At 60.1% G+C, this 25,148-nt stretch carries 13 protein-coding genes, 1 tRNA gene and 1 pseudogene; 9 read left to right on the plus strand and 6 right to left on the minus strand.

Annotated features, from left to right (window positions below):
• Positions 1–4 precede the first annotated feature (4 nt).
• The 7 genes from EPB08_RS02835 to EPB08_RS02865 all read left to right on the plus strand — a co-directional run bounded on the left by EPB08_RS02835 (position 5) and on the right by EPB08_RS02865 (position 6,596).
• A complete protein-coding gene (locus EPB08_RS02835; protein WP_130617534.1) occupies positions 5–739 on the plus strand; it encodes an SPOR domain-containing protein in 735 nt (244 codons plus the stop codon).
• Between the two features lie 35 nt (positions 740–774).
• Positions 775–850, plus strand: a tRNA-Thr gene (locus tag EPB08_RS02840).
• Positions 851–1,111: 261 nt separating this feature from the next.
• Positions 1,112–1,687: a hypothetical protein gene (locus EPB08_RS02845; RefSeq protein WP_130617535.1), complete on the plus strand. Its 576-nt coding sequence runs from the start codon at positions 1,112–1,114 to the stop codon at positions 1,685–1,687.
• 399 nt (positions 1,688–2,086) lie between these two features.
• Entirely contained in the window at positions 2,087–2,650 is a 564-nt protein-coding gene (locus EPB08_RS02850; RefSeq protein WP_130617536.1) for a hypothetical protein, read from the plus strand.
• 899 nt (positions 2,651–3,549) lie between these two features.
• Entirely contained in the window at positions 3,550–3,867 is a 318-nt protein-coding gene (locus EPB08_RS02855) for a hypothetical protein (RefSeq protein WP_130617537.1), read from the plus strand.
• 803 nt (positions 3,868–4,670) lie between these two features.
• The gene (locus EPB08_RS02860; RefSeq protein WP_229238186.1) at positions 4,671–6,035 is read left to right on the plus strand and encodes a sterol desaturase family protein; all 1,365 of its coding nucleotides are present in this window, start codon (positions 4,671–4,673) and stop codon (positions 6,033–6,035) included.
• 249 nt (positions 6,036–6,284) lie between these two features.
• Positions 6,285–6,596 (plus strand): fimbrial protein, encoded by a 312-nt coding sequence (locus tag EPB08_RS02865; RefSeq protein ID WP_130617538.1) that lies wholly within the window; start codon positions 6,285–6,287, stop codon positions 6,594–6,596.
• Between the two features lie 444 nt (positions 6,597–7,040).
• Here the strand turns inward: EPB08_RS02865 and EPB08_RS02870 are convergent.
• The 6 genes and pseudogenes from EPB08_RS02870 to EPB08_RS02895 form a co-directional block, all read right to left on the minus strand.
• Positions 7,041–7,346: pseudogene (locus EPB08_RS02870) on the minus strand (integrase core domain-containing protein); the annotation flags it as partial.
• 1,373 nt (positions 7,347–8,719) lie between these two features.
• Positions 8,720–9,238, minus strand: coding sequence for a tetratricopeptide repeat protein (locus EPB08_RS02875; protein WP_165418373.1), 519 nt, complete (start codon positions 9,236–9,238; stop codon positions 8,720–8,722).
• Between the two features lie 593 nt (positions 9,239–9,831).
• A complete protein-coding gene (locus tag EPB08_RS21395) occupies positions 9,832–10,050 on the minus strand; it encodes an HP1242/YdcH family protein (RefSeq protein ID WP_130617540.1) in 219 nt (72 codons plus the stop codon).
• A 1,430-nt stretch (positions 10,051–11,480) separates the two neighbouring features.
• The gene (locus EPB08_RS02885; protein WP_130617541.1) at positions 11,481–11,816 is read right to left on the minus strand and encodes a hypothetical protein; all 336 of its coding nucleotides are present in this window, start codon (positions 11,814–11,816) and stop codon (positions 11,481–11,483) included.
• 52 nt (positions 11,817–11,868) lie between these two features.
• Positions 11,869–12,216: a DUF805 domain-containing protein gene (locus EPB08_RS02890; protein ID WP_130617542.1), complete on the minus strand. Its 348-nt coding sequence runs from the start codon at positions 12,214–12,216 to the stop codon at positions 11,869–11,871.
• A gap of 397 nt (positions 12,217–12,613) precedes the next feature.
• A complete protein-coding gene (locus tag EPB08_RS02895; protein ID WP_165418374.1) occupies positions 12,614–16,924 on the minus strand; it encodes an ATP-binding protein in 4,311 nt (1,436 codons plus the stop codon).
• Between the two features lie 708 nt (positions 16,925–17,632).
• Here EPB08_RS02895 and EPB08_RS02900 point away from each other — a divergent pair.
• A complete protein-coding gene (locus tag EPB08_RS02900) occupies positions 17,633–18,517 on the plus strand; it encodes a hypothetical protein (RefSeq protein WP_130617544.1) in 885 nt (294 codons plus the stop codon).
• Positions 18,518–18,584: 67 nt separating this feature from the next.
• The gene (locus tag EPB08_RS02905) at positions 18,585–25,073 is read left to right on the plus strand and encodes an ESPR-type extended signal peptide-containing protein (protein ID WP_130617545.1); all 6,489 of its coding nucleotides are present in this window, start codon (positions 18,585–18,587) and stop codon (positions 25,071–25,073) included.
• The last annotated feature ends 75 nt before the right edge of the window (positions 25,074–25,148 follow it).

Below are 25,148 nucleotides of genomic sequence, written 5' to 3' on the forward strand. Positions count from 1 at the left end.
GACGATGTTCCTGCGCCTGCTCTTCGTTCTGCTGATTGCACTCAATATCGCCGTGGGCGCATGGCTGTTGCTGGGCCAGGACGACGTGCACGGGCGCAGTGCCACGGACGCCGGCGTGCCCGAACTGCAGCTGCTGAGCGAACGTCCGGCGCCGCCGGCCGCCAGTGCCTCCGTGGCCCCTGTGGCGTCTGCTTCGGTCGCCGCCGCCCCCGCAGTGTCTTCATCGGCTCCTGCACCTGCTGCTCCGGTACCCGCTGCTCCGGCACCCGCACCGCCGCCGCGCCAGACCTCGTATACGTGCATGGCGCTGGGACCCTTCGCGACCCAGGCCGACATGCGTAGTGCGCGCACGACGCTCAGCAATCAGGCGGCCCGCATGCGCTCGCGCCAGGAACAGACCACGCAGACCAGCGGCTGGTGGGTCTACCTGCCCGGTGGCGGCAACCGCGATCGGGCGCTGGAGCTGGGGCGCCGCCTCAGTGCCGCGAATGTCGGCGAATACTTCATCGTGAGCAGCGGCGACCAGTCCAACACCATCTCGCTGGGCTTGTTCAAGGACCCGGCCAACGCCCGCCGCCGCCGTGACCAGGTCATCTCGGCCGGTTTCCCCGCCCAGATGAGCGAGCGCACGGAAAGCGTTCCCGAGTACTGGCTGGACGTGGTGATCGCCGACAATGGCCGCTCCGACTGGCGCAGCCGCCTGCACGGCGTGGGCTCGCACAGTACCGGATGTTTTTGAGTCGCGCCGATCGCCTGCTAGACTTCCGCTCCCATGCCGGTATAGCTCAGTTGGTAGAGCAACTGATTTGTAATCAGTAGGTCGCGGGTTCGACTCCTGCTGCCGGCACCAGATAAGCTCGTTAAATCAACAATTTGAAACTTTGTTGTTTCATCGCGTAGTTGGTTGCGAGCGGGGATTTTGAAGGGGTATTCCCCCAGAATTCCCCCACCGTGTCACAGCGTATATCAGGACGCATCCCCCGCGGCTCCCCCTCCTCGCCAGCTCTATGGCAATCACGGGACTCAGCCGATGCGTAAATGTGACGACCTTCTCAGCTTCTCGTTGCGTGCACTTGCGGACATAAGTGCTTCAGGGCGCTGCTCATCACCTATGGGCTACGCTGTTAAAACGATGCAGCATTCTTTGAGCCCTTTCTCGACGTTTCGTCAGACCATTTGGCGTCTGATGTCGGAGCGTCATTGTTGGGTTCATCTCATCCAGGAAAAAGCTGCGCGCATTGCGAGCGCATCACACCGGCAGACCAAGCTCGCGGAGCTCAATAAGGTCATCGCTCCGATGATCATAGCCGGCTTGGTCACATTGAACTGTGCCGGAGTCTTGCCCGTGCACTGTCTGCTCAAGTCGCTGGTTTACGCAGCGATCGGTATTGGTGTCGTTGCAGTCGTGGTCCGTCTGCTGACGGCGCAATCGCGCCGTCTCGGTGACTTCCTACGACAGCATTGGCGCCTGGCCTGGCGGCTGGATCACCAGACGGTGATCAGTTTCGAACGGCCGCCGACGCACGCAATGTCCGTACTCGCCTCAGATGCTGCTTCGAGTCGCGCTAGCCTTGTTGAGCGTGACTCTCAGGAGCAGGCCCGTTTGCTCCGTGAACGAGCAGGCCTCATTGCCTTGATGCTATCGCCACGCGTTCTGCCCATCCCGACTCAGATCCGCGGCGCATAGCGCGGGTTTTCGGCCCCGTCCCGCGCGGGCGCCGCGCCCCAAGTAGGGCGCAGAGGGGTTCCTTCGGGAGCCAACCATGTCGGACTTTCTCTCCCTCGCCGAACACGCGGCGAGTTTAAACCTTCCCCTCAACTCCATCCGGAATCTCATCTCGCGTGGGCAATGGCCGGCGCGCACCGTTCTGCTTGGGAACCGCAGACTGGTACCCAAGCTGGAACACGATCGCCTTGTCGCAACGCTGCTGGAGACCGGGAGAGTCCCATTCACCGGTCCTGAAACCCTTGATCGCATTGCGCTGCAAAGCGAAAAAGCTGAAAGGGGCTTGGAGGCAGCATTGCCTTCCCCGAGGCGACGGGGTCGTCCGCGAAAAGCCGTCCCCATGAGCATGGGAGATGTGGCATGACACATCTCCGTTCCCTAAAAGAAAAAAGCTCGATAGCGGCCGACACCGCTACCGAGCTAGATATAGATACGCGCCCTGTTGAGACGGCATCTCGTGACACCATAGCACAGGAGATCGGGCGAGACGGGTTCTCGGAAGAGCTGTACCTACTTTCGCAAAAGCACCCCGAACCGGTCAGGAATAGGTGGCTCCCTCAGAATGGTTTCATTCGAAGCAGCCACTCTGCATCAGCGTACGCGCGTTCACCTCACCAGCGCGCAGGCGGTTCTCGTAGTCGACAAGCTGTCCATGTGACGGAATTGGAGCTCGACGCGGCCTCTACTGCTTGCGTACAGGGCGAGATTTTCTATCCGCTAGCAATGCTGATTGACGCAGAAGAAGCGGAAGAAGCAGGTGATACATCGTCCGACTTGATACTCGAGCTTGCACGCTCTACAGCCGGTCCTGCAAGGGCGATCCATCGCATTCGCCGTCAGGTACAACAACTGGGCGTCCAGCGTAAACGCACTGTTGGTACAGGGCAGTTGGGTTTCGCTGGCTTTGGCTGGGGCCTGATTTAATGAAGTATGCCTCCCTAAAGGCCCTGGAGTCAGCTCCGAGGGCCGCTGAGTCACGCCCCCATGAAAGCCTGAACCGGGCCTTCATTGATCTATTGAAGAGACTAGCCAAAGCCGACATGAGCGGAGCTGCATTTCGCGTTTTTTGCGACATCGCTGCCCGATTCATGGAGGATGGTTGCTATTCGGAAGCGAGGGATCTTGAATGGACAGCGGAACGCCTCGGGATCCACCGAAACACCGCTGGCAACGCCTACAAGCAGCTCACCACGGCCGGCCTTTGCAAGCGCAAGACTGTTTTCGAGCGGGGAGCACCCACACGTACTGAGCTTGCCGGGCCTGGTTTACATCTGTTGACCGTCACTGACGCTTGCCGTGGCATTGCTCTCAAATCCACAAGTGGTGAGTCAGCTGACTCAGGTCGGCACGAAAGCTTTGGAACCTTATGTGGTGAGTCATCTGCCTCACTCTCCAGGGTCGGCGTTGCAGCGGGCGGTGTTCTCGCGCGTACTGATTCAACTGAATCAGTACAGACGCTAGGCGGCCGATCAGTTGGCTCAACCACTCAAACCGATTCAGTTGAATCAAGGCATGCCACCGTGACAGGCGCTCCGTCAGGTGACTCGCTTCGTCAAGTAACAGGCCAAATTACGTTTCATTCAAATCAGCCATTGCATGGCTCAAGTCTCACCTCGCAACGGAGGTCAGGCGAGGAGCGTCGTGCCATCGAGAGCGACCTCTGCGATGACACGTCTCGCCCAGCAAACAAACTCGCGCAGGAAATTCATCAAGCGATAGCCAAGAAAATACCGTTCGAGGCAATGTACCTTGCGCTTCAGGGACTCCTCGCCGAGAAGGACATAGCCCCAACCTGGGGTCTCACAGAACAAGAGCGTGCATGCTTGATCAAGTTCACCAGGGAGAAGGACATCCCGGTCCAAAAAGAGAAGCCCGCCGCCAAGGCCATGCTCACCTGCGCCCCGCCCGCATTGGCAACGCTGCTATGGAACAGCTACCCCCGTCTGGTCAAGCTCTCAGACAACAAACGTGCACACCAACTGCTCGACGAAATCGCTTTCGAGGTGACGCATGGGATGCTCGGCAACGGGGATTACCCTGGCGGCGTTCGCGCGGCTCTGAGCATCGTGGCCAAGGGTACGTGGTCGCCGCCGAGGGGTTTCACGTCGGACTGGCGCGGATCTGTGTTGCGAAGCTTGTAGGCTTGCACTGCAGGCGGGGCGTAGCACCAGAAAACTGGCGATGCACAAAAAAAGGTGCGCTAAAGCAACCGCTCTTTCCTTTAGATCTTTCTATTACAACCAACTTAACCTCTCCGTAGGGCGCATGACCAAATGGGTTGAGTTGGCTGGATGAAAATGGCGAAAGGCTAACGTCAGCCGGGCAAGTAGGGCAGCGGGACGCGAGGGGTGGCCAGGATGAGCTGCAAGGAATCGGGCAAAACCGCTTCGAAGCAGTTCAATTGCGCAGGTCCGTCAGACGGGGGTTGTCCTTGGCGGAGCCATAAGCGGCACCAAGTGAAGGGCGGGGGTGCTAACGATCCGGCCGCGATGAATACGCTGGGTCGCCGTGCTTGCAAAGAAAGGGTGAGGGCAGGGCCCGGCGCCGATTTAATATCCCAAAACGGCAAAAATATTAATTTAATATTGGCCCCCGGAATGCGGCTTTGTGCCTTTTAATAAATAACAAAAGCAATGACTTGCGTAAGTGTGGCCCTTGGTTTCAGCAAACTAGGTCGCGCGTCGCTCCTTTGCTGCTGACCCACGTTTGCCCCAGAGCCAGAGTGGGAGATCGACGCCAGACCACTGGTCATTCGCGTGGCCCTCAGCCTTGTTATATGCCAGTTCGACAACGGATCTGGAACTGGCGCAACGGGCCTTGCAGGCCATATGTATAGCTGCAACGGCTACATCCCTGGAACACATGCTGTAGGAAGGAGAGTGCCGGGTTGACGCTTAGGGGCTGACATTAGATTAACCGTCGACGAGCCGAAGCAGGTGACTCCGTGTTGCTGACCCCCTGCGCGGCCTTCGGATTCGTCCGATGGTGTCCGGCCAGAGACATTTTGATACTGCATGGTCACTTCGTCAGCGGAGGCTTCGCTCTCCTGCGCAGCCCGCGCGCCTTCCGCATGACCCCTAACGAATTGATCCGGGTGCATGACATGTCGAAGAAGCAGTTAGCTCGCAAGACCATCCCTCGAAGCGTCAAGGCTCCTATCGCTGAAACGCGCGATCTTCTTCGGCGTGACGGGGAGCTCAAGCCGGGCATTGGCCAGATCAGCAGTGTGGTCGCGTTGTCGTTGGGTTTCCTCTGTCTGCTCGGCGTGCTCGCCTTCCATTTTCCGCAATACCTGACCACCCCCGACCTACGCCACAAGTACTCGGTCGATATCCTGCGACAGCTGCTGCTTGTGGCGCTGCTGATCGCGGGGGGCATGTCGCTGGCCAACATTGCGCTAAGGCGCCGGCGCAACATTAGCCTGGTCGCGTTCGCGCTCGTGATGACCGCAGCGGCGCTGGGTGGTTCGCGGGTTCCCGTGGGCGATTTTCCCGACCATACACCGTATATCGGTCTGGACTGGTTCATCCTCGATCTACTCGGTTCCACGTTGATGTTCGTCGTGATTGAGAAGTTGTTTCCGCTCTACAAGGGTCAGATGCTGTTTCGAAAAGAATGGCAAACGGACCTCAAGCATTTTGCTGTGAACCACTTCATTGTTGGCCTGGCGTTGCTGGTGGTGAACTTCCTGCTGCACCACTTGTTCGGATGGATCATTCGTGGTGATTTCCAGCTGTCACTGCAGAGCATATGGTTCGTGCCGCAATTGATGTTGTGCATTCTCGTCGCTGACCTCGCGCAATACTGGACGCACCGGTGCTACCACGAGGTGCCCTTCTTGTGGCGCTTCCATGCCGTGCACCACTCAGTGAAAACCATGGATTGGCTGGCCGGGTCACGCCAGCACATGCTGGAGCTTATCGTCACGCGCGTCGCCGTGTTGGCTCCTCTCTACATCCTCGGTTTCAGTGAGGGCGTAATGAATGCCTACATTATCGTGGTCGGCTTCCAGGCCGTCTTTAATCACGCGAACGTGCACTTGCCGTGGGGGCCTCTTAAGTACTTGGTCGTGACACCAGACTTTCATCACTGGCACCATGCTTCGGACAACGAGGCTATCGACAAGAATTACGCGGCTCACTATGCCTTCTTGGACTACCTATTCGGGACGGCGGTGAAGTCGACGAAGAAATTTCCAGACCGCTACGGTGTCGTCGGAGACTATGTGCCGGAAGGGTTCACGGCGCAGCAGTTCTTTCCATTTCGTCGTCAAAGAGATATGCGCGAGAAAAAAGGGGGCGCCCCTTAGGGCTCCTCGGATAGAGGGCCTCCTCGCACGAGTTTGGATCCCTAGTCTGGCCGAGTCACCACTACGGCAGGAGCAAAGAGAGACCCTCCCGGTTTTCATCAACAACGGAACTTGATTAGGCGCCGCTTGACGCGGGTTTTGTTGTGTCCGTACAGCATGATTCAAAGCGCGATGTTGGTCACACCGTCGGTTGATGGGATTAATCGATAGTTTCCCCCGCAGCAATCGCTGCGAAATAGGGGGAATATCATGATTTACCGCAGTAAATTCGCATTATTCATCTTTGGCCTGGTAGTGCTCGCACCGATAGAAGCGGGTACGGCGGGAACGATCCGCTTTACCGGTAGCGTGATCGCTCCCACATGCAGGCCAGACCTGGTTAGTGGCGCATGCGTAGCCTCAGTGGCTGAGCATCGCTTCATGTCCTATGCGTCGCAGACCGCCGCCTTAGAACGGAGCCCGGTGGCCACCAGTGAGGTTGCGACCTACTTTGTGAAGTCAGTTCGTGAGCCAGCAGCTCATCCTGCCAAGGTCATGCTTACGACGTCGACCTTTGACTGATTCGAGGAATCGGCGTTTGAGGTGAGGCTCGCAACTGCTCCACCTCAACCGTCGTCGTGTTTGCATTCCATCATGAAGAAGTTTCCGTGAATCACTCCGGTTGGATGGCTGGGTGAAAGGATAAGTTGGTGACGAACTGACCGAGGTTTCGTGTCGGTGCTTACGCGAATAGATCGGGTCATCCAAAGCATGACAGTCGCAGCGTTCCTCAAAGGGCCGGCGGTCACTCTTTTGCAGCGTTTTAGTCTTTCATGCTTGTTTGCGTGATGCACATCGATTAAGGCTTGCATGTCGCAGCGGTACGGGACGACAGCATGGGAACAGGGCTTTGGCTGCGCGCCGTCTTGCGGCATGACAGCCTTTGTCGCGTTGGCCAGTTCGCGCTATAGGCGAGGGACCCATCTGCTGTAAGCATCGTCCTCCGCCGTTCTGTCATTCCGCTCTCTAGCTGTAGGAGACCAGGACGTTGTTGACGCGAGTTGGAGTTAGTGAGGCAGGTGGATTACCGTTCGCCCCGCTGTGGGGCCGGTGGTAGTTATAGTGCAGGTTCCAGACTGCAAGCGCCTCATGGCGTTGTTTCTCTGAAGCCCATGTGTGGGCGTAGAGGAACTCCTCGGCGAGTATTCGGTTATAGCGCTCGATTTTGCCGTTATGCCTGGGCGTGTATGGCGCGATTCGCTGGTGTCGCGTGCCACGCAGCGCTTCGACAAAGGCTACAGAGCGGTAGTACGCGCCGTTGTCGGTGACGATGCACTCGGAAGTTTCCTATATGACAGATCGTATCTGATCAATACATTGACGTTGTCATTTGACGGTTGCAAATCGATGGCGCCGCACCTTGAGTCGTCAACTGGCGTCTGTCCATAGGCAAGGGCTTTCAGCCATACGAGGCATCATTCTCCTGTCGGAAGTATTTCGCGCCCTTTCCGTAGTTCGGTTCCGCGTGTTCATCCGTAAGTGAGGAGGCCGGACGGATCTCGACAAGGTCGTCGATGTCTCAAACGGTAGCGGCGCCATTGGATGGTCAGGCATGGGTAGACGCTCAACTGGCATGAGGCTTTCGGTCAAAGATCAGAGTGCATATCGCAATTTCAAGGCTTTCTCTTGAGGGCATCTCTAGCGGTGCCGCTGGGGCTACCGCACACATGGAGCGACGTCTGATGTCTGGAGTTACTTCTATCGCTAACCTCACGGCTAGTGCAGCAAAAGCAGCACTAGCTAAACGCCCCAGGCAACGGTTGCTACCTTCTCCTGTTGCTCGAATCGGTAGCAGCAGCACGCGGATCGGAGTGGTAGCCAAAATGGTCGCGATGCTCACGCGGCGGGTAGGTTATACCTCGGTGCTCGTGAATCCCGAAACCGAGGTTTACGTCCTGACGGGCGGTGATGCGCTCCTGGCTGCTACCGCGTATCCCGGCTGGGTTGCGGGATGTTACGACCGGACAGCCGAGGAGACGGATATCTCAAGTGACTTGCGATATCGGGTGGCAGAGGTCTGGCGCAACCCTTAGGGCACGCAAGAAGGCAGATAGCGATCGGCGCATGTGCTGAATGGCTAAATCGATGTCATCCGCGCGCTATCGTCTTGTCCGCGTTGCTTCTGGTCAGCCTGGTCGATTTGCACGCCTTGGCGCGAAAGGTCATTGGAATGGCAGCCTCCTTTCTGGTCGCTGGTATCGCGTTGCTCGCTATTTCCATCGCGTTGCATTGGGAGCACAGGGAGACCTCTCTGGGCTTCGATAGGCGCATGCGCCTGCAGCGGGCCGCTATCGCATCGCGTGGCATTCGTGCTGTTCGGTATTCGCCTTCGGCACACTTGACGGAACCCCATCTGTGGCAAGCATTGGGAGCCTGTCTGCAGCCTGGCACGGTGTATGGCGATCGGCGGGGTCGCTTGGTTGGGCGGCTACTAAGCGAACTGCCGCCTACCAGTGCTCCGGGGCATGCCTGCAGCTAGTGCTATCTAACGAATGACTCGGCGCTGTTGAGTCGAAGTCCGTAAAACTTGGTCTGCGGCATCTCTCCAATGCGGCGAGAAGAAATCGCAGAACCTGGTGACGACCATTTTCATGCTCGATCATGAGCTGGAGGAAGCGCTTTTGAGCCGCCTTCCAAACCGGGTATCACCGAGCCGCTAGGTCAATCTTCGCCAGGGCATCGAGCATCCTCGGCGCACGGTTATCGCCACCGGCTTCGGCAAAATGAAGCCAGGTCTCGGCGAGTACATGATCAGTGGGGACGCCATGGCCACTGGCGTGAATCCACCCAAGGCTGTACTGGCCGGCGGCCAAGCCTTGTGCAGCGGATCGACCACACCACATCAGCGCCGCTTGGACGTCCATGTCGACGCCGTAGCCAAAGAGATACATCAAACCTAGATTATTCTGCGCCGCGGCGTCGCCCTTCACGGCCGCCTTTTTGAACCAGTAAACCGCGGCCGATGAATCTTGGTCCATGGCTGATCCCGCGTGGAACATGACGCCGAGACTGTTCTGGGATTGAACATGTCCTTGCTGCGCACCAAATGCGTACAAATACCAAGCACCGATGACATCTTGAGGCAGTCCGTCACCTGTCTCCAGGCGGGTGGCCAACTCGTAGGATGCAGCAATGTTGCCATTGTTGGCGGCAAGCTGGAGCAACAGAAGCGGTGATGGCCGTTCTTCGCTACCCTTCACTCCGTCCGGGCAGGGTGAGGGAAGCGTGCGGTCCGACGATGTCCGTTGAGCCTTCATTTGGGAGGATATTGGCCGTTGATGATTGTGCGTCGCGACGCGACTACGGGTGGTGGAAGAACCGTGGCGATCAGCCGTCCAACTATGTGCAAGCGTCGAAGCCAAATGTATGCCTGCTTACTCAGGCCGCATATCGGACAAATCCGCTGCCTGCCATGTGCAACGTTACCTTCACAATAAGTGCTTTGAGTTGCATGCGCGATGGTCCGCGGACAAAAGAAAAGGCGGACGTCAGGGGACATCCGCCTTTGCACCCCAGTCCTTGAGCTAAACACACAGCCGTTCAGGGGGTGAAGCCAGTGTGCGAACCGGTGACCGGTTCATTGCTCGGGGCAAGGTGACGATAGGCGAATCACCGCGGTCGTGTACATCGGATTATTCCGGGACGTTGGAGCCATCTTGAAGCCAGATTCCGGTTCGACCAGTCATCCGATGACCGAGTAGGATGCTACGGTGCGCCGCGACGTTATGCGATGTGTACTTGCCTGGGAGGAGGCCGCCTACTCGCGCGGTACTCTGCGCAGGATCGCGTCCATCTGGCTTCGGATTTCGAGCTTCTTTCGGGTGAGCGTTTCGATAAGCGGGGAGTTGTTTGGGTAACCGCTTCTCGTTGCTGTCCGTATTTGTCTATTGATGTCGTGATGCTGATAGAACAGCCGCGCGAAGTGAGGGTCTCGTGCCCGTAGCTCAGCAATGACGAACCTGTATTTCGTAAGCATGCAAATCGATGATCCACGAGTTTTAGGCCAAAATGCGACCGCGTACCTGTTCACAGCGAGCGTCCTCTCTAGTGCGAGCGAGTGTGCGTTGGGGGCGCAAAGTAAAGAGGGCGAGCCTCAAGGCCCGCCCTCTCTTCACTGATAAACAAGCCATCGTCCTGGCATGTCCTTAGCCTTCGCTCCAGCTCCCAGGCTATCAGTGGCCTCCCACCGTTCCTGTCGTACCCGTCGTGCCAGTCGTGCCACCGGTGCCACCGGGCCCATCGTTATGATGGCTTCCATCCCCTGAGAGAGCCCCCGCAATGGTGGCCGCCGCTGCGACAGCGGCTCCGATATACACGGGGGTCAGAGTGCCGTCGGCCGCGGCGCTGGCAGCCTTGGCTCCGCAAGGTGCCACAACGGCGCCATCGCGGCGATCGGAAGAGTCGCCCTCCTTACTCTCCGCGCTCTTCCCGCCGCTCACGCAGTCAACGGCAACTGCACTGGTGCGATCATCACGGGACGCGCTTGGTTCGCTTTGCGCCCAAGCGTGGCCCATGGCCAACATCATGCCCACTACGGCGATAGCTCGCTTCATCTGACACTCCTTGTGTCGCTGTTGATGGCTTGCCATGCTAGGGATCGCGCTTGGAGGTAGATATCGGAACAATCCGATCTGTCATCACCGAGACGACTTTTCGATAGTCTGCTGTCTGAGAAAGTCGAAGAATTTAGGGCTTGGTTGCGTGCGGCAGAGCTCATCAGGCCTGACAGTTAGCACCATTCCCGCGTCGCGAACCGGTAGAGGTAGGGCTGACGCTCTTGCACCCGCTTGAGTGCTGCGTGAAAGCCCCCCTGAAGGGCCCAAAATCTGACCTTGCCCGTCGGAAAGTGGAGTGTGACCCTTATCACGCGATTTGCAGGGCTACGCGATACGCATATGCGCCTGAGGTCTCGCAAGGCGAAAGCTGTATGGCCGATGGCACCAAAAAGGTAGGTCCGATAAATGATGTCGTCCGTCCAAACCAGTCGGATGGACCATGACCACAACAGAAGCGTCGCCGGACTGAGCGTGGCTAGTGCAACGGCTGCGCGACTACCATCTCGCCATACCCCCGCGAGTCCGTAGACGATCGCTACGCACAGCACACCAAACGCCAGAATCGAGAACGCCTTGCGTGAATCGCAGGTGATGGAATGCATGACGGATCTGCTGAATGGGGCTGAGATGGGCGGTACTTGAAATCACCCAAAGCAGTGCGATGGCGGATCGCGCAACGAATGCCGGGTAGCACGCGCCATTGCAATGATTTGCGTGGCGGGCGCTCGATCTGACCCTTGCTCTGGGTCGTTAGGTTTCTTTCAGGGGCCAGGGCGCGGCCTAGGGAACAGTTCGATGCCGCTCGGCCACGAGAGGAGGGCAGATAGCCCTCTTCTCGTGGCGACATTCACTACTCGCAATGAAGCGACGATGCTACTTGCGCGAACTGGTCGCTTGCCGCTTTGCAAGCCGCGCCAAGGGCGTCCTTGTCGGTGATCGTTTTCCATTGTGCAGTGGATTGGTCGATGCCCTGCTGGAAGGCGGCCGCAGAGGAAGCGTCGGCCTTGGCGAAGCACGCCTTCGCGCGCTTGAGATACTCGTCGCAGGCCTTGGGTAGGTCCGACGTGGTAGCGGAAGCATTGGCCGTGGTCGCTGCGGTTGATGCGCTGGCGCCGGCAGCGCTGCCGGCGGTGGAAGCTGATTGGTCGTCGTGGCAGCCAGCCAGCGAGATGCAGCCGATCAGCACGGCGGAAAGAATGTGTTTCCTCACATGAAGCTCCTAATGTTGTGGGTGTAGATCAAATCACTGCCTTCGGGTTGGCGCCATAGCGGTTCGTCCGAGGCTCTGAGTCCTGCGCCAGTAGATAAATCAGGTACAGGCCCACAAGGGGAACAAATCCGATAAGTAGCATCCAGCCGGACTTGCCGATGTCGTGCAGTCGTCTGGCGCCCACGGCAATTCCGGGGACGAGTACCGCCAAGGAGTAGATTGAACTTAGCCAATGCATTTTCATCAGGCCAAATACGAACCCAATGACGAACGCAATGACGATGTTCACAAGCGTAAACATCCAGAACTCCTCGCGTCTCGCGCGCCCATTGAAGTCTGCGTAGTGTTCGCGGATGACGCGCAAATACCATTCCATGCCAGCCCATCGCCTTTTGTTTCGGAGGTTCCGATCTTATTCACGGCGCTGCCGTGCCACTATCGGATTAGTCCTATCAGTTCCGCCAAGCAAGCGGCGATGTGATTGAAGACTTGGCTTGCACGTCATTAGTCATCCTGTGCGGACAAATACACGCGGATGCGTATTGAACGCGGAATTGTCCGACTCCAGGAAGGTGCGGCCTGTCGTAGGCTGAGCGCACGTTCAATCGGGGATGATTCGATGCTGGTGGAGATTGTGGGGTGCGTCGTCGCCGTGGCTGTCGTTCTATATATGGCGCGGAGGTCTGCGAAGGATATCGACCAGGACCCGCCATGAATCAAGTTCACGCCGATGGCGGGATTGTCATCGGCGTGAGAAAGGGCTGGGTCATATCTCAGTCGTGGAGATCGGAGTCGTCCATCTTACGTTCGATTCTGCGAACAAGTACTTCAAGGCGACTCATCCGAGCAACGATAGAGGCTACCCGGTCATCAATGGATGCGTCCGCTGAACTAGGCTCGACGCCATCGATGTCGCCAATGACACCCAGAGAGCCTTCAATCCGGTGAAGCCAATAGCGCTGCCGCGCCTCGTCATTGATCGCTAAAGCACCTTCCAGGTCGGCAAAGTCTTTCCGGCAGATGGAAAGAAGCTCAATCAAAATCGCGCGCAAGTGCGCGGGCTCCCTGTAAAAGTTGATGAGGTGCGCTGCCTGTCTGTCGACATCGCTCTCGTGTGACCTCTGGGTGGAGCGGCCTGGGTGATCCACTATTGAAAGGATCTTGGCTTCAAGATCATGAAGGGTCACCGGTTTGGCCAGGAAACCATCCATGCCCGCGTCCAGGCACTGCTGAACCTGCTCCGGCAGCGCACTGGCGGAAAGGGCGATAATCGGAAGGCGCGGACCGCAACCTTCAGCCCGTCGCAGCTGCCGAGTCAGCTCAAAGCCGTCCATGTTCGGCATGTGGCAATCTGCCAAAAGTAGATCAAAACGCCCCGTGCTGAGTTCTTCCAGTGCCTCCACGCCGTCGCTCACCATCACGTGATCGAATCCAAGCGCATCCAGCTGCCTATGGATGAGCGCCTGGTTGATTGGGTGGTCTTCCGCAATCAGTATGCGAGCGGCATGCGCTCGGGATGATGGGGTAGGGATTGGCTTCGTGTCCGTGTTTTCCAGGTGCATGGCACGACGACATGCGTCAGCCACAGCCGTCCAGAGCACGGGGCCTGTTCGAACAACTTCCGACGTGCCGGATGAAGCCGCCATGGAGGGCGAAATGGAGATGCTGTCACTGACGGCCATCTCCTGCCTGCCTGAATTGCCAGTCTCACCGATATACAAATCAGCGCCATGCTCGAAAGCGCTTTCACGGCGCACGTCAATGCCAAGTGCATGCAGGGCACCATTGATCTCTTCGAATAGAAGCTCATCCGAGATCACCACCGATGCCATTTTCCCTGTGAACTCGGGTGATGTCTCCGCGGCCTCGATCATGTGCATCGGTAGCTCAAGGATGGCATCAGTACCCTTCTTGGGCTGGCTCTTCAGGTAGAGCTTGCCGCCCATCATTTCTGCGAGGCGTTTACTGATAGACAGGCCAAGCCCGGTTCCACCGAACCGTCGGGTGGTTGACTGCTCTGCCTGGGTGAACGGCTGGAACAGACGGGACAGGCTGGCTGGAGAGATGCCGATCCCGGTATCCGACACCATGAAGCGGATCAGCTGGATGCTGTCCGTTGACTCCAGCAGCACGACGCGCAGAGTCACATGGCCGGTATCGGTGAACTTGAGCGCGTTGCTCATCAGGTTGGTGAGAATCTGCCGAATGCGCAGGGCGTCACCCGCAAAAACACGCCCTACGAGGCCATCGTGGATAGCGTGGAGACTCAGCCCCCGATCTGCTGCTCCTACGGAGAAGAGCCCGGCCACACTGTCGACCAGCTGATGGAGGTCAAAGGGGGCCGTCTCTAGGTCGACACGGTCCGCCTCGATACGCGAATAATCGAGGATGTCGTCGAGTATCTGCAGCAGCAGCTTGGCCGAGTCCTGCGCCATCCCCAGCATGGTTGCCTGCTCGGTATCGACATGGGTTCGGGAAAGCAGCTCCACCAGTCCCACCACGCCAGCCATCGGCGTTCTTATCTCATGACTCATCGCCGCCAGGAATGCTCCCTTGGCCGCTACGGCGGTTTCGGCCTGGGCCTTGGCCGCAAGCAATTCCTCAGCCTGTTGGTGGGCTTCCGTTGTGTCGATCCAGTACCCACTCCATTCGGCGGCACCGTCAGGAAGCCTGTGTGCTCGCCCGCCTTCCGTGCGTAGCCATCGCCACTCGCCCCGGACCTTCAGTCGGAAGTCGATGGCGGGCATGGGTTTGAGCGCGTCGGCCGCGTCATGCACATGGTCAAGCAGGCGCACCCTGTCGTCAGGATGAATCCGTCGTGCCAGCTCGGGCTCATCAGCGATGATCTCTTCCGGCGTCAGGTCGAGGAGAGCCTTCGAGTCGCCGCCTACATACGTGAAGGTTCGCCCGGATCCCGCCTTGACCTGGAGCTGGAAGACGACGGATGGCATCGCCTCAGTGATGTCCGAGAGTCGTTGTTCCGTCTCTCGCGCCTTGGCCTCCGCGCTTCGGATATCGCTGACATCAACGATCGTGCCGAGCATGCGGCTTTCCCTGGATGCCGCGCTCACAAAGGGTCGGCGCCAAGCGATATAGCTGTGCACCTGATGGCCGCCTGGGACTGGGGGAAGCGTCACCTCTGAACGCTCGCTTTCGCCACTCTCCAACATCTTCAGGTCCGATTCGTGCTGCTCCTCGGGCGAAAGTGCAGGCGTGTGTCTTGATTCGACAAGAGTCTTTCCAAGGATGTCATTGCGCGAGATTTCAAGCAGCTGCTCGTAGGCCTGATTGACGGCCAGATAGCGGCCTTGGCCGTCCTTGACGAAAACGGGGTAGGGAAGCGTCTCGAGTAGTGCATGCTGGAAGCTCAGCTCGTCGGCAAGCTTGCGTTCCGCGTGTTCCTTGTCGTTCATGGCCTTTCGCAGGCGCCGGTAGGCAAAGCCGCCAAGGCCGAAGAGGACGACCGCCGCTCCTATGCCCGTCACCACCCACGCCCACGGCACGCCGTAGTAATAGTCCGTGGTAAGCCAGCGCGCCCGTATGGCTTGGCGTTGAGCGCCGCCCAGGCCATTCAACTCTCGATTGATATAGGGGAGCAGCGCCGCATCCGACGGCCGTAGCCCGAGTGCGAGATCCAGATCGATGCCGGCGGGGCCAATCACATGAAGTTCCGCCGCATAACGATTGCGGATCAACGAATCGATGGCGGGAAGGGTGCCGATATACGCATCCGCCTTGCCACTGGCCACCATCGCCAAGCCGGCTTCATTGCTCCCCACCGGAACCAGCGTACTTGCGCCAAGCATCGCCTTGGCGCGCGACAGCATGCTTTGTTCCTCGCGGATGGCGACAACCCGTCGTGCCAAATCAGACGGCCCCGCAATGGGTGGTCCCCCGACACGCGTCACGATCACTCCGGGAAACGTTTCGTACGGCTGGCTGAACATCATGTCCTGGCCGGCGAAATCGTTGACGCTACCCGCAGCGATGAGATCTACCTGGTGCGCATCGACGAGTTTCTTTATCTCGGTCCAGTCATTGGCGGGTACGAGCTTGAACCGGAGGCCAAGGTGCTGGCTGAGCAAGTGCAAGTAGTCAGCCGCGATCCCCGAAAATTCACCCTTGTCGTCGAAGCTGTAGGGATAGCGGTCAGTCTCGTAGGCCACGCGTAGTTCGGGAAGATGGCGAAGCCATTCGTTCTGTTCGGCGGTGAGCGGACTGGACGGCGGCGGCAGCGAGTCAACGGTTTTGTCTATGCCCCAGCGCTTGTGCAACTGAAGCAGGTCGTCCTGGCTGATGTGAAGCTCGGCCTTGCGCAAGATGCGCGTCAGGACCTCGCGATTCTTGGGCAGTGCCAACGCGATGGAGTCGGGGGGGATGATGCCCTGGCCGAGAATGCGAAGATCGTCGCGTGGCCTATGCTGCAGAAGTGCTCGCGTGCGAGCGACACCTGTGCCCAGGTAGAGGTCGGCATCCCCTCGGGCCACTATGTCGAGCGCGTCGGCACCATCATTGGCGTATACCGGAATGGCCTTGGGGTAGTACTTGCGAATCTGCTCGTTGTAGCCGATGAGGGGGCGCTCAACAGCAATACGAAGCCCTTCGAGCGTGCTGTCCCTCTGGATGAGCTGGTTGTCCTGCCGCACGACCACCATGGCACCACCCGTCATATAGGGGCGCAGGTAGCTGAAGCGATCGGATGTCGTCGGAAGAATCCCCTGAGCCACCAGAAGATCCACATCAGGCGAAAGTTTCGGCGGGTCCTGCGTATTCGTCCACTCCGTGAACGGATGAAATTCGAGACGCAGGCCAGCATAGGACGCAAGCAGTCGTGCGTAGTCCACGCCGACGCCCTGGGGTTGGCCACCTATCCAACCTTCCAGAGGCATATGGTCGCCGGCATAGACGGCGACCTGTACCACATTGTGTTCGCGTCGCCAGATTTCCTCTTCGGCAGTAAGCCCGCTGGCCGAAGTGTCCTGGAAGGCATCTGCGTGCGCCGGTTTGGAATACGGAAGAGCCAACCAAGCCATCAGCACCAGTGCGATGCGGCAGAGCCATCGAGTGTCGAGCGCCATGTTCATGCCTAATCGACCAAGCAAGGAATGACACATCGGTGGTCGATGCCAAGGCGGGCGTCATGCCCGGAGACTTTGCGACGGCGATGAGTCATCAGGGTTATCGATGCAATCCCCAACAGCAGGACCGAACCCGCGGACAGCGGCGTCCATTAGGCATCCAGGGATGTGAATCCCTGGTGTGAGGGTCTGCCTTGCACAGGGGTGGGGTAGGTAACGCCAAAGTTCGCGGTGAGCGCCGCTCCTGAAGCGGCCGGGAAGGGGAGTTCATAAGGTCAGTGCGGGCGCGCCATAAGCGCGTTTGCAGCTTATCCGTGCGTCTCGGAGACGCGACATCGGACTTTTCCTAGGTGCTGACTGCGCGATTGTGCGTTGTGACACGCGTGTCCGAAAAATCGCTTGCGCTAGGACAAATCCGATTCTTTGGATGTGGCCGTAGTCGCACATTAGCTCCGTCGCCAATGACAGAGATCACGGCAGCTCAAGACAAGAGCGCCGACTGCATCACAGGCGATTTCCTGAAGGCGAAGGAATCGTGATCGTCAGGGTGATGAAAACGTCGCAAGGCCGACGAAGTTCACACCCAAGACGAACAGGAACGAGATCGACATCAGGGCGAATCGTGCGAGCCGTTGGAACAGGCCACGCACATCGCGCAAGTGAATGGATTCGCCCTGAGTTCCGGTTTTCCTTCTGAACGTAGGTGTGATGAAAATGCGATTCGATGCAATTCAAACCAGTCAGGTCTCCAAGCGCGCCCCGCTGATCGCTTCGGCCATCGCGTTGCTGTTCGCTTCGTTTGGCGCCGTGCACGCCGAGGCACCGGCAGCTTCGGTCAAGCCGATGGCGAATGACGCCGCTTCGTGCGAGGCGGCTGCGGCGGTCGCCGCCAAGCCGTCGACCGCGTGCCTGGTGGTTGCGGGCCAACTGGTCGACCAGGCTCACCGCTATTACCTCGCTGGCGACGCCGCCAATGCCCAGCCTTATCTGGAGCGCGCCGCACGCATTGCGCCGGAAGATGCCCGTGTGTCGTTCGAGCAGGCGTTGGTGGACGATGCTTCGGGCCGCCCGCAGGAGGCGCGCAAGCGCTACGACCTCCTCAAGAGCACGCCCATGGCGGCCGCGGCCGCAGTGCCGTCGGCTGTGAATCTGGTGGCACTGGGCCGCTTCGACGACGCGCGTAATGCGTTTGCCTTGCTGGCTGCAAGCCAGGACGCGTACCTCAGTGGGTATGCGCAACTTTGGCAGCTCTGGCTGGACGCACGCAGCTACCGCGGTGACGTCGCCCCGCTGCGCGAAAAGCTGGCGCGGGCCACCGTGGGTGTACGTGCGGCCAATGCTCAGCAGCAGGCGCTACTCAACCTCTATGCGGGCCAGGGCAGTGTCGACGCGGTGTTTGCCGCCATCGACGCCTCCACGCCCGAGAACTCTCTCCAGCGAAAAGACGCGCGCACCGAAGCGGCGCTGTTTGCTGGTGGCTATCTGCAATACGTGCTGCGTGACAAGGCCGCAGCGCAGCGGCTCTACCGCCGCGAGCTTCCCCAATCCGGCGCGTCGGTGGAGCGCCCCTTGATCCAGCAATCCATCGGCTCGTTGTAACTCGATTCAAACCTTTCCTTTCTGAAGACACACATGCCGGGACACGCGTCCGGTACGGAGCACTGTTATGAACAAGATCTATCGCCTTATCTGGAACAAGAGCCTCGGCGCCATGGTGGCCGTGGGTGAACACACCGCTGCGCGCGGTAAGAAAAGCTCCGGCACTAATCGTGCCCAAAGAGCAGTGGTGGGTGCTGTGGCGGCCCTGGCGTTCGTCGCCGGTGGGGCACAAGCTTATGTGGTTAATTCTGGGAGTGTGACGAACGGAGGATCGGTTGCACCTACCGACGGCGGTTCGTCGTCAAACACCGCAATTGGCGGAGGCGCTATTGCGAGGAATTCTTCAAACCCTTCTGACAATGCAGGAATTACAGCAATTGGCTATCAGGCAACTGCTACGGTTGGTAATGCGACCGCCATTGGTGAGGCCTCCGCGGCCAATGCCGGTGGAAGCGTTGCAATCGGGCCCTCTGCGCAAGTTTACAGTGGTTCAGATTTTGGCCTCGCGATTGGCATGTATGCTTATGTGGGCGACAAGATGGTCTCCACTGCTGCGACCGCTGTGGGCCCTGGATCTGAAGCAAATGGAGTCAATGCGGTCTCGATTGGTGGCTCGGCACGAACGTTGGGCGATGGTTCGGTAGGAATTGGCGCCGGAGCTCAAGGTTATGCAAAGGCTGCAACAGCAATTGGCTCAAATTCGCAAGCTACTGGCGTGTATTCGACGGCTATCGGTGCGGCCAAGACAACCGCAGACAGGTCGGTAGCGATCGGTCCCGCTGCGAACTCGTCGGCGCTCTCGGCCGCAGCCATCGGAGACACAGCATCGGCTAGCCAACAGAATGCAGTGGCTATTGGTGCTAACGCATCTGCTTCAATTGCTGGTGGTGTGGCGCTCGGTTCCGGTTCTAGCACCACAGTCGATGCCGGCGTAGCCGGTTACGTGCCGGGCGATGCCTCCAAGAAAATCAGTTCGGTCGACAAGGCCGCCATCGTCGCCACGGTCGCGAAGAACGCTGCCGTTGACGTTGGCAGCCGCCAGATCACGAATGTTGCCGCCGGCACCAACAACGGCGACGCGGTGAACGTCTCTCAGCTGAAGGCGGTGGAAGATCTCGCCAGCTCTGGCTGGAACGTCACGGACGCCACGGGTGGTACTTCGCATACCGCCAACATCGGCCCGCAGGGCACGGTGACCTTCAGCAGCGCCGACAAGAACATGACGGTGACGGCGGGCGGTAAGCAGGATGCCGGCACCGTGCAGGTGCAGCTTGCCGACAACCTGGACCTGACCAAGGACGGCAGCGTCACCATGGGCACCACGGTGCTCAACGCCAAGGGCCTGGACATCAAGAGCACCTCGACCGTCCCGTCCGCTCCGGATGTGAGCATCACGGCCGCGGGCATCAGCGCCGGCATGAACAAGATCACCAACGTTGTCGACGGCGTGGATGCTAACGACGCCGTGAACGTGGAGCAGCTCAATAAGGCCAGCTCGCACTTCTACAGCGTCAACAGCAGCGACGCGACGGCTGCCAACTACAAGAATGATGGTGCTACCGGAGTCAACGCCGTGGCCGCTGGCGTGGGTGCCTCGGCATCGGCCGACCACTCGGTGGCCATGGGCGAGCTTGCCTCCGCCACCACCGCCAACAGCGTGGCACTGGGCGCCAACAGCAGCACGTCCGCTGTCGTGGGCACCGACAGCGTCACGATCGGCAACACCACGTATACGGGCTTTGCCGGCACCAAGCCGGTGGGTACGGTGAGCGTGGGTTCCAACGGTAATGAGCGCACCATCACCAACGTAGCCGCAGGCCAGATCACCGATACCAGCACGGATGCGATCAACGGTTCGCAGCTGTACGCGGTGGCCAAGCAGACCAGCGATCTGTCTGATCGTACGGTGAAGTACGACCTGAACCCGGATGACACGGTGAACTACAACTCGGTCTCGATGACCGGCGACGCGTACGACTCGACGACCAAGTCGGGCGGCACGCGCATCTCCAACGTGGCGGCTGGCGTGAATGGCGGCGACGCGGTGAACGTGGACCAGCTCGATGCCGCCACGACGCACTTCTACAGCGTCAACAGCAGCGACGCGACGGCAGCCAACTACAAGAATGATGGTGCTACCGGCGGCAATGCCATCGCCGCTGGCGTGGGTGCCTCGGCCTCGGCCGACCACTCGGTCGCGATGGGCGAACTGGCCTCCGCGACGACCGCCAACAGCGTGGCGCTGGGTGCCAACAGCAGCACGTCGGATGTGGTGAAGACCACCGACATGACCATCGGTAAGAAGACGTACACCTTCGCCGGCGGCGCGCCGGTAGGCACGGTGAGCGTGGGTTCGAAGGGTAACGAGCGCACCATCACCAACGTGGCCGCAGGCCAGGTGAGCGACACCAGCACCGATGCCATCAACGGCTCGCAGCTGTATGCCGTGACGTCCGATATGGAAGCGTCCAAGACGCATTACTACAGCGTCAACGACAACGATGTGCAGGGTGCCAACTACGACAACGACGGCGCCAAGGGTATCGACTCGCTGGCTGCTGGCGTGGGTGCCTCGGCGACGGGCTTCGCCGCACAGGCCGTGGGTTACAACGCCGTGGCTAGCGGCGACAATTCGGCCGCGTTTGGCCAGAGCGCCAAGGCCTCCGGCCCGGTGAGCGTGGCGATGGGTGCCTATAGCCAGGCCACCAACAATGAAGCGGTTGCCATCGGTGCCTTCGCCAAGGCTGCCGGCAATGGCGCGACGGCGCTGGGCGTGCAGGCGGATGCAGAGGGCGACCAGTCCTTTGCAGTGGGCAATGGCGCCACTTCGACTGGCGCTTACAGCAACGCCCAGGGTTATGGCGCCACCGCCGGTACGCTGGGTTCCGTGGCAATCGGCCCGTTTGCCAATGCGTCGGCCAACAACGGCGACGTGGCGTTGGGCATGAGCTCCAAGACCAGCACGGTGGTGAATACCACCAGCGCGACGGTGGGCGACACCACATACACCGGCTTTGCCGGCACCAACGCGAAGAGCACGGTGAGCGTGGGTTCGGCCGGTAGCGAGCGCACCATCACCAACGTGGCCGCAGGCAAGATCACCGACACCAGCACGGATGCGATCAACGGTTCGCAGCTGTACGCGGTGGCGAAGCAGACCAGCGATCTGTCCGATCGTTCGGTGAAGTACGACCTGAAGGCCGACGGTTCGGTGAACTACGGCACCTCGACGCTGGCTGGCGATGTTTCGACCGACGGCGGCGTGACGGGCGGCACCAAGATCACCAACCTGTCGCAGGGTGACGTGAACGCGACCAGCACGGACGCCATCAACGGTGCGCAGCTGTACGCCATCGCCGGTGACACCAGCAAGCAGTACACCAAGAACTACGGCGTGGGCGTGAAGTATGTGCGCACCAACGACAACGGGCTGACCGAGTCGGATGCGTTTGCACAGGGCCAGGGTTCGACCGCAGTGGGTTACAACGCCACGACGGCCGCCAACGCTCTGAACAGCGTGGCCATGGGCAACACGGCCAACGCAGGCGCTTCGGGCAGCATCGCGATCGGTGCCAGCGCAACGACCAAGGGCATCGAAGGTATCGCCATCGGCCAGGGTGCGAGCGCAAGTGTTGCCTCCGCAGTCTTGGGCTGGGGTGCGAACGGTGGCGCTCTCGCCACGGCCGTGGGTGCACAGGCTTCGGCGGTGGGTTACCAGTCGACGGCGCTGGGTAACGGTGCGACTGCATCGGACGACGACAGCGTCGCTTTGGGTGCCAACAGCAGCACGTCCGCTGCCGTGGGCACGGACAGCGCCACGATCGGCAACACCACCTACACGGGCTTTGCCGGCACCAAGCCGGTGGGTACGGTGAGCGTGGGCACGAAGGGTAACGAGCGCACCATCACCAACGTGGCCGCAGGCCAGATCACCAAGGACAGCACCGACGCCATCAACGGCTCGCAGCTGTACTCGGTGGCGCAGCAGACCAGCGATCTGTCCGATCGTGCGGTGAAGTACGACCTGAACCCGGACAACTCGGTGAACTACAACTCGGTCACGATGGGCGGCGACGCTTATAACTCGGTGACCAAGTCGGGCGGCACGCGCATCTCGAACGTGGCAGCGGGCGTGGACGGCGGCGACGCGGTCAACGTCGACCAGCTCAAGCAGGCGAGCGACGATGTCACCTCCAAGGGCATGAACTTCGCTGGCAACAGCGGCGGCACCGTGCACCGTGACCTGGGCGACACGCTGGCCATCACCGGTGCAGCGACGACGGCCGGTACCTACTCGGGTGCCAACCTGAAGACGGTGACCGATCCGACTACGGGTGCAATCCAGCTGCAGATGGCTGATGCGCCGAAGTTTGGCGGTGTGACCATCAACGACGGCAACACCGGCAAGATCACCGGCCTGACCGCTGGCGTGGACGATAACGACGCGGTGAACGTGAGCCAGTTGCATGGTGTATCCGATCGCTCTGTGAAGTACGACCTCAATGCCGATGGGTCGGTGAACTACAACAGCGTGAGCATGGAGGGCGACAAGTCGACCGACGGCGGCAAGACGGGCGGCACCAAGATCACCAACCTGTCGCAGGGTGACGTGAACGCGATCAGCACGGATGCGATCAACGGTGCACAGCTGTACGCCATCGCCGGTGACACCAGCGACACCTATGTCACCAAGAACGGCAAGGGCGTGAAGTACGTCCGTACCAACGACACGGGCCTGGCCGATGCCGACTCGTATGCGCAGGGCCAAGGCTCGACGGCAGTGGGTTACAACGCCTCGGCGACGGCTGACAGTAGCCTGGCCCTGGGCCGCAACTCCGTCGCCTCGGTGGCCGACGGCATCGCGTTGGGCAGCAACTCGGTAGCCAGCACGAAGGCCGGTATCGCGGGCTGGGATGCCAAGACGGGCCAGGCCTCGACCGACACCAGCGCCACCTGGAAGAGCACGCTGGGTGCACTGAGCATTGGCGATGCCGCCAACGGCCAGACCCGCCAGATCAACGGCGTGGCCGCTGGTTCGTCGGATACCGATGCGGTGAACGTCGCACAGCTGAAGGAAGTGGCGCAAGCCACCAGCGATCTGTCTGATCGTGCGGTGAAGTACGACCTCAAGTCCGACGGCACGGTGAACTACGGTACCGCCACGCTGGCCGGTTCGACCTCGACCGACGGCGGCAAGACCGGTGGTACCAAGATCACCAATCTGTCCCAGGGTGACGTGTCGGAAGACAGCACGGACGCGGTGAATGGCTCGCAACTGTTCGCCATTACCGGTGACACCAGCGACACCTACGTGACCAAGAACGGTCGTGGCATCCTCTACGTGCGTACCAACGACACGGGTTTGGCGGTGGCTGACTCGCATGCGCTGGGCCAGGCGTCGACGGCGGTGGGTTACAACGCCACGGCGAAGGGTGACGGCAGCGTGGCCATCGGGCAGAACGCCCAGGCCAACAATGCCAACGATGTCGCGATCGGTTCGGGTTCCACCACTGGCACGGCCAAGGGCACGGCCGGTGCCACCATTGCCGGTGATCACTATGACTTCGCCGGTGCCAACCCGACGAGCACGGTGAGCGTGGGCTCGCAGGGTGAGGAACGCACCATCACCAACGTGGCGGCCGGCGAACTCTCGGCCGACAGCACGGACGCGGTGAACGGTTCGCAGCTGTATGCGACCAACCAGGCGGTGGACAAGATCAACACCACGGTCAACAACATCGCGGGTGACATCACCAACATCACGCAGGGCCAGGCTGGCATGTTCCAGACCAGCACGGACCAGAAGGCGCCGTCTCCGTCGCCGACCGGTACGAACTCGGCTGCGGGTGGTGCGAACGCTTCGGCGTCCGGCAGCAACAGCCTGGCGGTGGGCAATGGTTCGCAGGCCTCGGGTGACAACAGCACGGCCATCGGTACCAGCGCGAAGGCCACGGCCAGCAACAGCGTGGCGATTGGTGCCAACTCGGTGGCTGACCGCGCCAACTCGGTGTCGGTGGGCTCTGCCGGTGCCGAGCGCCAGGTCACCAACGTGGCGGCCGGCTCACAGGGTACGGATGCGGTGAACGTCAGCCAGTTGAAGGCGGCGCAGGCCGGGTCGGTGCAGTACGACACCAACGTCGACGGCTCCACCAACTACAACTCCGTGACGCTGAACCCGGGCGGTAGCTCTACGACCATCCACAACGTGCAGGCCGGTTCGGCCACCACGGATGCGGTGAACGTGGGTCAGCTGAGCGACGCCATCAACAACACGCAGAACTGGGCCAAGAACTACACGGACAACCAGATCAACCAGATGGGCAAGAAGGCTTACGCCGGTACTGCTGCAGCCCTGGCTGCCGCCAACCTGCCGCAGGCCTACCAGCCGAACCAGAGCAGCGCGGGCGTGGGCATTGGTACCTACCAGGGCCAGAGCGCGATCTCCATCGGTGTGTCGACCATCAGCGAAAGCGGTCGCTACATCTTCAAGGCCAGCGCCACCGGTTCTCAGCAGGGCGGCGTGGGCGTGGGTGTCGGCGCGGGCATGGTCTGGTAAGCGATTGGCATGACTCCCTCCACCCTCGTGGTGGAGGGAGCACCAACAACATTTCTGCATTCATCGGTCGATCTG

Source organism: Dyella amyloliquefaciens (genome assembly GCF_004296575.1).
GTDB lineage: Bacteria > Pseudomonadota > Gammaproteobacteria > Xanthomonadales > Rhodanobacteraceae > Dyella > Dyella amyloliquefaciens.